Annotated in this window: 11 protein-coding genes; 5 read left to right on the top strand and 6 right to left on the bottom strand. The window is 67.5% G+C overall.

Features of this window, described 5'->3' with window-relative positions:
- Nucleotides 1-145: 145 nt before the first annotated feature.
- The gene (locus QMZ16_RS15910; protein ID WP_282603979.1) at nt 146-1,333 is read left to right on the top strand and encodes a DUF2235 domain-containing protein; all 1,188 of its coding nucleotides are present in this window, start codon (nt 146-148) and stop codon (nt 1,331-1,333) included.
- Here QMZ16_RS15910 and QMZ16_RS15915 read toward each other — a convergent pair.
- Together QMZ16_RS15915 and QMZ16_RS15920 are read right to left on the bottom strand one after the other, a co-directional pair.
- The gene (locus tag QMZ16_RS15915; protein WP_282603980.1) at nt 1,330-2,448 is read right to left on the bottom strand and encodes an HD domain-containing protein; all 1,119 of its coding nucleotides are present in this window, start codon (nt 2,446-2,448) and stop codon (nt 1,330-1,332) included. The two genes, QMZ16_RS15910 and QMZ16_RS15915, sit on opposite strands and share 4 nt — an antisense overlap.
- A 74-nt stretch (nt 2,449-2,522) precedes the next feature.
- The gene (locus QMZ16_RS15920; protein WP_022708530.1) at nt 2,523-3,185 is read right to left on the bottom strand and encodes an alpha/beta hydrolase; all 663 of its coding nucleotides are present in this window, start codon (nt 3,183-3,185) and stop codon (nt 2,523-2,525) included.
- 202 nt (nt 3,186-3,387) lie between these two features.
- Here QMZ16_RS15920 and QMZ16_RS15925 point away from each other — a divergent pair, with 202 nt between their 5' ends.
- The gene (locus QMZ16_RS15925) at nt 3,388-3,846 is read left to right on the top strand and encodes an Rrf2 family transcriptional regulator (RefSeq protein ID WP_022708531.1); all 459 of its coding nucleotides are present in this window, start codon (nt 3,388-3,390) and stop codon (nt 3,844-3,846) included.
- 3 nt (nt 3,847-3,849) lie between these two features.
- On the opposite strand, the gene QMZ16_RS15930 is transcribed toward QMZ16_RS15925, so the two are convergent.
- On the bottom strand, nt 3,850-4,362 hold the full coding sequence (locus QMZ16_RS15930; protein ID WP_022708532.1) for an Lrp/AsnC family transcriptional regulator: 513 nt from the start codon (nt 4,360-4,362) through the stop codon (nt 3,850-3,852).
- Between the two features lie 98 nt (nt 4,363-4,460).
- On the opposite strand from QMZ16_RS15930, the gene QMZ16_RS15935 reads away from it, so the two are divergent.
- The 3 genes from QMZ16_RS15935 to QMZ16_RS15945 all read left to right on the top strand — a co-directional run bounded on the left by QMZ16_RS15935 (nt 4,461) and on the right by QMZ16_RS15945 (nt 8,062).
- A complete protein-coding gene (locus tag QMZ16_RS15935) occupies nt 4,461-4,730 on the top strand; it encodes a DUF2849 domain-containing protein (protein ID WP_022708533.1) in 270 nt (89 codons plus the stop codon).
- A 94-nt stretch (nt 4,731-4,824) separates the two neighbouring features.
- Nucleotides 4,825-5,649: a ferredoxin--NADP reductase gene (locus QMZ16_RS15940; protein ID WP_282603981.1), complete on the top strand. Its 825-nt coding sequence runs from the start codon at nt 4,825-4,827 to the stop codon at nt 5,647-5,649.
- A gap of 163 nt (nt 5,650-5,812) precedes the next feature.
- A complete protein-coding gene (locus QMZ16_RS15945) occupies nt 5,813-8,062 on the top strand; it encodes an OmpA family protein (protein ID WP_282603982.1) in 2,250 nt (749 codons plus the stop codon).
- 53 nt (nt 8,063-8,115) lie between these two features.
- Here the strand turns inward: QMZ16_RS15945 and QMZ16_RS15950 are convergent, their stop codons facing one another.
- From QMZ16_RS15950 to QMZ16_RS16335, 3 genes are all read right to left on the bottom strand, one after another.
- Nucleotides 8,116-9,963, bottom strand: coding sequence for an ABC transporter ATP-binding protein (locus QMZ16_RS15950; RefSeq protein WP_282603983.1), 1,848 nt, complete (start codon nt 9,961-9,963; stop codon nt 8,116-8,118).
- 22 nt (nt 9,964-9,985) lie between these two features.
- A complete protein-coding gene (locus tag QMZ16_RS15955; RefSeq protein ID WP_282603984.1) occupies nt 9,986-10,381 on the bottom strand; it encodes a VOC family protein in 396 nt (131 codons plus the stop codon).
- A gap of 156 nt (nt 10,382-10,537) precedes the next feature.
- On the bottom strand, nt 10,538-10,608 hold a 71-nt coding region (locus QMZ16_RS16335; protein WP_134059749.1), incomplete at its 5' end, for a hypothetical protein.

The following is a 10,608-nucleotide window of genomic DNA, read 5'->3' on the forward strand; positions in this document are numbered from 1 at the left end:
GAGGGTCTTTCTGTCCGCCGTCGCTCTCGCCGCAACTGTCATCTTCTGGCTTTGAAAATTAACGAGTCTGGAGCCTACCCGATAACAAGGAAAACATGATATCCATTTAAATGGGTAAATGTTTTCCTTTTCGGGTTTTGGTAAAATGAAACGCATAGCAGTATTCTGCGACGGCACATGGAACAGTGCCGATCAGGAACATCGCACGAATGTCGCCCAGCTTGCGCTGTGCATCCCGCCACGGGACGCGCAGGGCACTCGGCAGATCGCGCTGTATTACGAAGGCGTGGGCGTCCCGCGCGGCGGCAACCTGCTGCAACGGCTGGACGAAAAGATATCGGGCGGCGCGATGGGCTTTGGCCTGAACGACCGCATCGCGCAGGCGTTCCAGGGCCTCGCCCGCCATTACCAACCGGGCGACGAGATCTACCTCTTCGGCTTTTCCCGCGGGGCATATACTGCAAGATCATTGGCGGGGCTTATCCGCAACTGCGGTATTCCGCAGGATGCCAGCGACGCGCTGATCGGGGATTGCTTCTGGCGATACCGGTCGCGCGGCACCGAGGAAGAGCCGGATTCCGACGAAAGCCTCGCCTTTCGCATGCAGCATTCGCCCCAGATCACCACGAGCCATGCCGAGGATCAGTTCCGCCGCGCGATGGGTCGGCCCGCCCCCCGACTGCGCATCGCCTTCATGGGGCTGTGGGACACGGTCGGCGCCCTTGGCATTCCTTCCCATTGGGGGATGCCCGCGCATCTGCTGAACCGCAAGTACCGCTTCCATGACACGCAGCTGTCGGGAATGGTCGGATCGGCCCGCCACGCCGTCGCGTTGGACGAAAGGCGGCGGAACTTCCTGCCGACGCTGTGGGACAACCTGCCGATCCTGCGCCAGCAGAACCCCGATGGCGAATACCTCCAGCAATGGTTCGCGGGCGTCCATGGCGCGGTGGGCGGGGGCGGAGACATCCGCGCGCTGTCCTCGATCGCGCTGTCATGGATCGCGGATGGCGCGGCGCGGGCGGGCCTTGCCCCCGACCGCGAGATGCTGCGCGGCCTGCTGCGCGACGCCGATCCGCTTGGCCCCATCGCCAACAGCTCCCGCCCGCCGGGCATGGCGACGCGCCTGCTGCGGATCTCTCAGGTCGACCGGCAGGGGCCGTCGCGCGTGGCCGATCTTGCGCATCCGGCGATCCGCCGCTTCCGGACCTCTGCCCTGCCCGAGGGGTGGATGGGCCGCCCCTATCGCCCCGGATCGCTGGCCCGGATCGGCGCGCAGATCGACGGGTTCGACATGGCGCAGCTGCGTGATTACGCAGGCAGCTTCGCCTAGGCGAAGAACCGGGCCAGCCGCGCGTCCAGCCAGCCCCAAAGGGCCGGTGCGCCGCGTTCGACCTGACGGCCCACACGCTCGGTCACCTGCTGGCGGGTCACGCTGTATTCGGCCCAGCCGACGCCGCCGCCCATGACGTTCTGCACGGCGGGCTGACAGCGATCCAACGCCTTGGCAAAGATCGCATCCGGGGTCGCGGCATCCTCGAACTCGGTCCACAGATCAAGCAGTTCGCGAGACTGCCGGTCCGGCAGCAGCCCAAAGATGCGGCGGGCGGCGGCGGCCTCGGCCTGCTTCACCTCGGCTGCGCCATGGGCCTGCCCGCCCGCGGAATGCAGCGGCACGTCGCCCACGTCGATCTCGACCAGATCGTGGATCAGAAGCATGCGGATCACCCGCCCGACATTCACGCCCAAGGGCGCCTGCCCCGCAAGGATCAGCGCATAGAGCGCAAGGTGCCAGCTGTGCTCGGCGCTGTTCTCGCGGCGGGAATTGTCGATCAGCAGGCTGGCGCGGATCACCGATTTCAGGCGGTCGGCCTCGGCCAGAAAGCGCATGCGCCGCGACAGGTCGTCATCGGGCAGCGCCACGCCGTCCATAAGGCCCAGGGCGGCCTGCATGAAGGCGGGCCATTCGCTTGACAGCCGCGCGGCGCGGCCCGTGGTCAGGTTGTCGCGCACGATGCGGACATGGTCGGGCAGCGGATCGTCGGCCATCAGCACCTGCAGCACGGGCTGGGTATGATCCATCCGCTTGGCCATGGCCGCGTCGGGGGACTGCCCGGCCTCGAATTCGTGCCACAGCGCGATCAGCGCCTCGGACTGCGGGGCCAGCCCGAAGATGCGGCGCGCGGCGGCGGCCTCGGCGCGCTGCAGCGCATCTCTGTCATGGCCCAGGTGGATCGGCTGGTCGCCCACGTCGATCTCGACCAGATCGTGCAGCAGGATCATCGCGATCGCCCGGTCCGAGGCCCCCATCACCATCGCCTGCAGCGCGACATGCCAGCTGTGCTCGGCGCTGTTCTCGGGGCGGGACAGGTCCATCAGGACATTCGCGCGGGTGACCGATTTCAGGCGGTCGGCCTCGCACAGGAATTGCATCGCGGAATCGAGCATCACGACCTTTTGGGTGGGACTGCGGGAAATGAAAAGGGCCGGGAAATCCCGGCCCCATGCGGTCACGCAAGGTTTCAGCGCGTCGTTTCGGTCAGGCGCCGGCGGACATAGCCCTGCACCATGCCGATCAGCGGCTTCATGTGTTCCTCGTCGTCGCGATAGAAGTGGTCGGCACCCTCGATCTCCTCGTGGGTGATGGTGATGCCCTTCTGTTCCCGCAGCTTGCCGACCAGCGCGTGGGTATCCTTGGGCGGCGCGACGCGATCGGCGGTGCCGTTCACGATCAGCCCCGAGGACGGGCACGGCGCGAGGAAGCTGAAATCGTACATGTTCGCCGGGGGCGAGACGCTGACGAAGCCGGTGATCTCGGGGCGGCGCATCAGCAGCTGCATCCCGATCCACGCGCCGAAGCTGAAGCCCGCGACCCAGCAATGCTTCGAATTGGGGTTCATCGCCTGCAGATAGTCCAGCGCCGATGCGGCATCCGACAATTCGCCCACGCCCTGGTCGAATTCGCCCTGGCTGCGGCCCACGCCGCGGAAGTTGAACCGCATCACGGTGAAGCCCATCTTGTGGAACGCGTAATGCAGGTTGTAGACGACGCGATTGTTCATCGTGCCGCCATATTGCGGGTGGGGATGCAGCACGATTGCGATGGGGGCGTCGGGCTTGCCGGGCTGCGGGTGGTAGCGTCCTTCAAGTCGGCCTTCGGGGCCGGGGAAAATCAGCTCGGGCATGGTCTTCCTTCACAGGGCTTCTTGGTTCCTTGACGCCTGCGCATGTGGCTTCTAAGGGGAACCGATATCTGGGCTGTCGGCACGGGATACGCAAGGAACAGCCTGCACGGCATAGCCTGCGGCGGCCTTCGGCGTCAATCCGGACAGCGGCCCGACCGCAAAACCGCGCCACCCGCGCGGAAGGGGATCAGGAGGAGCCGCCATGAAGCTTTCGACCAAGGGCCGCTATGCGATCATCGCGCTGGTCGATCTTGCGATCGCCAGCAAGGACGACCTGACCTCGCTGGCCGAGATATCGCGCAGGCAGGACATCTCTCAGCCCTACCTGGAACAGCTGTTCGTCAAGCTGCGCCGCGCCGGGCTGGTGGAATCCGTGCGCGGCCCCGGCGGCGGATATCGCCTGGCCCGCGCCCCCGAGAACATCCGCGTCGCCGAGGTTCTCGAGGCCGTGGACGAGACCGTCAGCGCGATGCATGTCGGCGCGGGCGCCTCGGGCGGCGTGTCGGGTTCGCGGGCGCAGACCCTGTCGAACCGGCTGTGGGAGGGGCTGTCGGCCCATGTCTACGTCTTCCTGCACAACCACACGCTGGCCGACATATCCCGCAACCAGCTGCTGCCCTGCCCCGCCCTGCCACGCCTTCTGAAGGTCGTGGACGAATAGGGCTCAGCCCGCGTCGGGGATCGGCAGGGCGAAGCTGGCCTTGATCTCCTCCATCGACAGCAGCGCGGTCACGTTGTGGATCTTCACCTCGGAGATCAGCGACTGGTAAAAGCGGTCATAGGCGCGCGCGTTCTTCACCTGCACCTTCAGGATATAGTCGATATCGCCCGCCAGCCGGTGCGCCTCGACGACCTCGGGGCGCTGGCGCAGCGCCTTGAGGAAGCGTGCGGCCCAGTCGCGATCATGTTCCGACGTGCGGACCAGCACGAAGAAGCACGCCTCGAGCCCCAGCGATTCGGGATCCAGCACGGCGACCTGCCTGCGGATGACGCCCGCCTCGCGCAGCTTGCGGATGCGGTTCCAGACGGGGGTCTTGGACGCGCCGACCTTGTCCGCGATCTGGTCCAGCGACAGGCTGGCGTCGCGTTGCAGCAGGGACAGTATCTTGCGGTCAACCTCGTCCAGGCGGACGGGCGTTTGGGGCGATCTGGCTTCGTCGGGACTGGGTTCCGGCATTCTGGTCCACCTTGCTTCGATCTTCCTTATTTCTGCCAGACCGTCGCAAGAATCCAGAATTTTATCCTATATAGGTCGCAATCTGAGGGGATAATCCGATGCAGAACGTCTTTCTTCCGACCCCGTCCCGTCCCGGCGTCGTCCAGGCCGAGGATATCGTGAACGGCCGACGCGTCTGGATGACCGATGACGGCTGGTCCAGCAACCCCGCGATGGCCGTCCTGCACGAGGACGAGGCCATCGCCGAACTGGCGCTGCTGCGCGCGATGGGGCAGCCCGACCGCATCGCCGCGGCCCAGCTGGTCGAGGCCCGGCGCGGCACCAACGGGCCGGAACCGCTGACCGGTCGCGACATGACGCCAGCCTGAGAACGTGCCTGAATGCGGGGCTATTCCGGCGCGGGGGCTTTCGCTGCGGGGTGATAACGACTAGATCGGTCGGGAATTGACACAAGGACCGGACATGCAAGTGGCCGAAGCATCCACCCCCAAGCCGACCCTTCCTGACGCGCAGACCGTCACCTCGGTCCGCCACTGGACCGACAGCCTCTTCTCGTTCCGGATCAGCAGGCCCGCATCGCTGCGTTTCCGGTCGGGCGAATTCGTGATGATCGGCCTGCCGGGCGACAACGGCAAGCCGATCCTTCGCGCCTATTCCATCGCCTCGCCCAACTGGGACGACGAGCTGGAGTTCTACTCGATCAAGGTGCCGGACGGGCCGCTGACCTCGCGGTTGCAGCACATCCAGCCGGGCGACCAGGTCATCCTGCGCCCCAAGCCCGTGGGCACGCTGGTTTTGGACGCGCTGCTGCCGGGCAAGCGCCTGTGGTTCCTGGCCACCGGCACCGGCCTTGCCCCCTTCGCCAGCCTGATGCGCGACCCCGAGACCTTCGAGCGTTACGAGCAGGTGGTGATGATGCACACCTGCCGCACCGCGGACGAGCTGACCTATGGCCGCGAGCTGGTCGAGAACCTGAAGCACGACCCGTTGCTGGGCGAGCTGTACGGCGCCGATTTCGCCAAGCGCCTGCTCTATTATCCGACCACCACGCGCGAGGATTCGCCGCTGATGGGGCGCATCACCGACAACCTGCAATCGGGCAAGGTCAACGCGGATCTGAACCTGCCCCCCATCACCCCCGAGACGGATCGCGCGATGATCTGCGGAAGCCTCGCCTTCAACACCGACGTCAAGAAGGTGCTGGAAGGGTTCGGCCTGCACGAGGGCGCCAATTCCGAACCGCGCGAGTTCGTGGTCGAGAAGGCTTTCGTCGGCGACGGCGTATAAGGCGTTTTGCGATGCCGCTGCCAGGGGGCGCCGGGAAACCGGTGCCCCTTTTTCATGCACGCGGCTGCCCGCCGATCACGCAGTCTTCACGTGAAGTTCGGGAACCCCCTCGCGGACGCCTCTGTTATGGCTGCGACGAATTGACCGCCGGAGAGGAGCTTCCATGCGACGGATCATCCACAACACCACGGCCATCGCGGCCTGCCTGTCGCTGCTGGCGCCGCACATAGCCGCAGCGCAGGCCCAGCCTGCCGACGCGCAGGCACAGCAGGGCCAACCGGTCCCCGCGGATCAGGGCGACGCGGATCAAGGCGCCGTCGAGGGACTTGCCCGCCAAGCGGGCGAACAGGTCGACGCTGCCGAGGACGAACTGAAGAAGGCGCTGCGCCAGCAGGAGGAGCAGGACGCTGAGGCTGAGGCCCCGCAAGCAGAAGCGCCGCAACAGAACGCCCCCGAAGCGGAAGCCCCCGCCGAGGCCGAGCCCCAGCCCCAGTCGCAGCCTGCCGAGGAAGCGCCTGCAGAGAAACCGGAACCTGCGCCCGAGGCCAAGCCCGAGCCGGCAGCCGAACCCGAAGCCGCTTCGCAGCCCGAGGCCGAGGCACCCGCCGAACGCCCCGAAGCTGCGCCCGCGCAGGCCGAGGAAGGCCAGCGCCCGGCCCGCAATGCGCGCCAGAAGGACAACCAGCAGCGCCCCGCGGCCAAGGCCGACCGCCAGCAGGAAGAGGCCCCCGAGGCCCGTCCCGCCGAGGCCCGTCCCGCCGAGGCTGCCGAAGCGCCCGAAGCCGAGGCCGAAGCAGCGCCGGTCGAGGAGAAGCGCCCCGCCCGCAAGAACCGCGAGAATGCCGAGGACACGCCCGAGCGTGAGCGTCCTTCGGAAGACGAGCTTGGCGCCGCCCTTGCCGCCGAGGCAGAGGGCGAACCCGAAGCCGAGAGCGCCCCTGCCGAGGAGCGTCGCGAAGCCCCCGCAGCGCAGAACGCCCCGGCCGAGGAGCGCCGCGAGGCCCCCGCGCCGCAGAACGCGACCGATGAACAGCCTGCCGCCAATGGCTTCACCGTCGCGGGCGGCGGCGTCGCGCAGGAACGCGCAGGCGCCCTGCCCGGTCTGGCCCGCGTGCTGAACGACGAGGTTTCGGGCGGTCTGACCGCCGACCAGCTGACCTGCCTCGATGGCAGCACCGGTCCCTGCGAAGGTCCCGCCACCACCCCGCGCGGTGTCGTGGTCGAACCGAATGGCGGCGGCGCCTTCCGCCTTGCCGCCCCCGAGGCCCAGACCTTCCGCGTCAACAGCGAAGGCGAGCTGGTCCAGCGCGCCGCCGAGGAGGACGTGAAGGAAACCGAAGCCTCTCGAGAGGCCGCCGAGGCGGCAGCACCTTCGACCGCAGCCGCGCTGGAGGCCGAAGAAGGCAGCGGCAACGTCACCGAGGAAGAGGTGACCGAGGCCGATGCGCGTTCGTCCTCGGAGGATTTCGAGACCAGCCTGCGCGATGCGCTGACGGCAGGTCGCGAAGGTGCCGAGGCGCGCGAGGATGACGACGACGACAGCGACCTGACCAAGGCGCTGCTGCTGGGTCTGGGCGCGGTCGCGGTCGGCAGCTATCTCAACAACAACCGCCAGGTCGCGCTGTCGACGCCCGACCGTGTGGTCGTGACCCGCAGCGATGGCAGCCAGGAGGTCATCAAGGACGAGGTCGCACTGCTGCGCCAGCCGGGTTCGACCGTGCAGACAGAGAACTTCGACGACGGGTCCTCGCGCACCGTGGTGACGCGTTCGGATGGCAGCAAGGTCGTGACGATCCGCGATGCCGACCTGCGCGTCCTGCGCCGCACGCTGGTCTCGGCCGATGGGCAGACCACGCGCCTGATCGACGACACCGAGAACGTGCAGCCGGTCAACGTGGCCGACCTGCCCGAACCGGCGCCGGTGCAGTACGACAACGGCACCTCGCTGGACGAGGCCGCCCTGCGTGACGCCCTGCGCCAGGAGGCCGCCGTCGATCGCCGCTTTACCCTGTCGCAGGTCCGCAACATCCCCGAGGTCCGCGCGCTGGTCGCACCGGTGAACATCGACGCGATCACCTTCGAGACCGGCTCGGCCGCGATCCGTCCCGATCAGGCCAAGCAGCTGTCGGGCCTGGGCAACGCGATCCGGGACTCGATCGCCGAGAACCCCTCGGAGGTGTTCCTGATCGAGGGTCACACCGACACGGTCGGCTCGGACGCCGCGAACCTGGCCCTGTCGGACCGCCGCGCGGAATCGGTGGCGCTCGCGCTGACCGAGTATTTCGACGTCCCGCCGGAGAACCTGGTGACCCAGGGCTATGGCGAGCAGTTCCTGCGCGTACGTTCGGATGGCGATATCCGCGAGAACCGTCGCGCCGCCGTGCGTCGGATCACGGACCTGATCGCGCAGTGATGCGGCGACCCCGATGACAGAAGGCCCCGGCACCGCGCCGGGGCCTTTTTCGTTCAGCCGTCGGCGGCCAGGAACCCGCCCGATTGCCGCTGCCACAGGCGCGCATAGATGCCGCCCCGTTCCAGCAGTTCGGCATGGCTGCCCTGTTCGACGATCCGCCCCTGATCCATGACGATCAGGCGGTCCATCGCCGCGATGGTGGACAGGCGGTGCGCGATGGCGATGACGGTCTTGCCCTCCATCAGCGCCTCGAGGCGGGACTGGATCGCGGCCTCGACCTCGCTGTCCAGCGCGCTGGTGGCTTCGTCCAGCACCAGGATCGGCGCGTCCTTCAGCGCCACGCGGGCGATGGCGATGCGCTGGCGCTGGCCGCCCGACAGCTTGACCCCGCGTTCGCCCACATGGGCGTCCAGCCCGCGCCGCCCCTGGCTGTCAGAGAGGCCCGGGACGAAGCCCTCGGCCTCGGCCATGCGCAGGGCGTCGGCGATCTGGTCGTCGGTCGCATCGGGACGGCCATAGGCGATATTCTCGCGGACCGAGCGATGCAGAAGCGAGCTGTCCTGCGTCACCACGCCGATGGCGCTGCGCAGGCTTTCCTGCGTCACGCCCGCGATGTCCTGCCCGTCGATCGTGATGCGCCCGCGTTCGACATCGTGGAACCGCAGAAGCAGGTTGATCAGAGTCGACTTGCCCGCGCCGGAACGACCGACAAGGCCCACGCGCTCACCGGGCTTCAGGTGCAGGTCCAGATCCTCGAGGACGGCCATGGGCGGGCTGTCGGGCAACCCGGCATAGCGGAAGGTCACGTTCTCGAAGCTGATCGCGCCATGTTCGGGGCGCAGATCGACGGCATCCGGCGCATCCTCGACCGTGCGGGGCAGCGACAGGCTGGAGATGCCGTCGCGGACGGTGCCGATATTCTCGAACAGGGCGGCGAACTCCCACATGATCCAGTGCGACATCGCGTTCAGCCGCAGCGCCAGCGGCACGGCCACGGCGACGGCGCCGACCGCCACCTGCCCCTGCGACCACAGCCACAGGCCCAGCCCCGCGACCGAGGCGACAAGCCAGACGTTCAGCAGGTTCAGCACCATGTCCTGGATCGACGCCAGCCGCATCTGGCCATGCACGGTCCCGAGGAACCCGTCCATGCCCTGACGCATCCATCGTTCTTCACGGTCGGAATGTGAGAACAGCTTGACCGTCGCGATGTTGGTATAGCTGTCGACGATGCGTCCGGTCATCTGGCTGCGGGCATCGGCCTGCGCCTGCGCCACGCGGGCAAGGCGCGGCACGATGAACCACAGCAGCATGGCGAACCCCGCGGCCCAGGCCGCGAAGGGCAGCGCAAGACGCCAGTCCTGCGAGGCCGCAAGGATCAGCGCCCCCGCGAAATAGATGAGGACATAGCTGCCCACATCCATGACCTTCATCGACACCTCGCGCACGGCCAGCGCCGTCTGCATCAGGCGCTGCGCGATGCGGCCCGCGAACTCGTCCTGGAAATAGCCGACGGACTGGCGCAGCAGCCAGCGATGCGCCCGCCAGCGGATGCGCTGCGGGAAGTTCCCCATCAGCGACTGGTACAGCACCAGCGAGGCCGCGATGTTCAGCACCGGCATCAGCACCACCAGCGCCAGCGCCATCATGGCGACGCGGGGGCCCTGCTCGGACCAGAACAGCTCTCTCGGGGTGTCGGACAGGCGGTCGATCAGCTCGCCCAGCCAGCCGAACAGAAGCACCTCGACCACGGCCAGGGCGCCCGACAGAAGCGACAGAAGGATCAGCCACGGGATCGCCCCGCGGCTGTAGTGAAGCATGAAGCCCGTCAGGGATTTCGGCGGGATCGCCGGCCGTTCCTGCGGATAGGGGTCGATGCGGCGTTCGAACCAGGCGAACATGACGAAACCTTGCCTGCGGCGGTCAGAGATACCTGCCACCGCGCTGAAGGACCTCGATCTCGTATCCGTCGGGGTCCTGGATGAAGAAGAAGCGGGCGATCACCTCGCCGCCCGGCGCGAAATCGACCAGCTTGCGCGGGGCATGTCCGGCCTCGGTCAGGCGGGCATGCAGCGCGTCCACGTCATCGACCGAGAACGCGACATGGCCGTAACCGTCGCCCAGATCATAGGGCTGCGTGCGGCCCTTGTTGACGGTCAGTTCCAGCTCGGTGCCCGTCTCGTCGTTGGACAGGTAGATCAGCGTGAAATTCTCGAAGTCGAGCCGTTCGGCCACGCGAAGTCCGAAGCAGTCGCGATAGAACGCGACCGAGCGGTCCTCGTCCAGGACGCGGATCATGGAATGGATGAGCTTGGCCATTGCGGGCCCCCTTGGTCCTTGGTGTCGCAGGGAACCTAGGGGCGGACCCCGCCGCCGGAAAGAGGCTGCGCGAAAAGAAGTCCCCGCGGGGGGTTCCGGAAAGCAGAAGGGCCGCCCTTTCGGACGGCCCCCTGTAACGCGATGTCCCGTTCGGGATCAGGCGAGGATCTTCGAGACCACGCCTGCGCCGACGGTGCGGCCGCCTTCGCGGATGGCGAAGCGCAGCT

Source organism: Paracoccus sp. PARArs4, from assembly GCF_947311865.1.
Taxonomy (GTDB): Bacteria; Pseudomonadota; Alphaproteobacteria; order Rhodobacterales; family Rhodobacteraceae; genus Paracoccus; species Paracoccus zeaxanthinifaciens.

Coding starts and splice junctions, on each gene's coding strand:
- QMZ16_RS15910 (WP_282603979.1), top strand. CDS start 146: ATGAAACGCATAGCAGTATTCTGCGACGGCACATGGAACAGTGCCGAT.
- QMZ16_RS15915 (WP_282603980.1), bottom strand. CDS start 2,448: ATGCTCGATTCCGCGATGCAATTCCTGTGCGAGGCCGACCGCCTGAAA.
- QMZ16_RS15950 (WP_282603983.1), bottom strand. CDS start 9,963: ATGTTCGCCTGGTTCGAACGCCGCATCGACCCCTATCCGCAGGAACGG.
- QMZ16_RS15925 (WP_022708531.1), top strand. CDS start 3,388: ATGAAGCTTTCGACCAAGGGCCGCTATGCGATCATCGCGCTGGTCGAT.
- QMZ16_RS15935 (WP_022708533.1), top strand. CDS start 4,461: ATGCAGAACGTCTTTCTTCCGACCCCGTCCCGTCCCGGCGTCGTCCAG.
- QMZ16_RS15930 (WP_022708532.1), bottom strand. CDS start 4,362: ATGCCGGAACCCAGTCCCGACGAAGCCAGATCGCCCCAAACGCCCGTC.
- QMZ16_RS15945 (WP_282603982.1), top strand. CDS start 5,813: ATGCGACGGATCATCCACAACACCACGGCCATCGCGGCCTGCCTGTCG.
- QMZ16_RS15920 (WP_022708530.1), bottom strand. CDS start 3,185: ATGCCCGAGCTGATTTTCCCCGGCCCCGAAGGCCGACTTGAAGGACGC.
- QMZ16_RS15955 (WP_282603984.1), bottom strand. CDS start 10,381: ATGGCCAAGCTCATCCATTCCATGATCCGCGTCCTGGACGAGGACCGC.
- QMZ16_RS15940 (WP_282603981.1), top strand. CDS start 4,825: ATGCAAGTGGCCGAAGCATCCACCCCCAAGCCGACCCTTCCTGACGCG.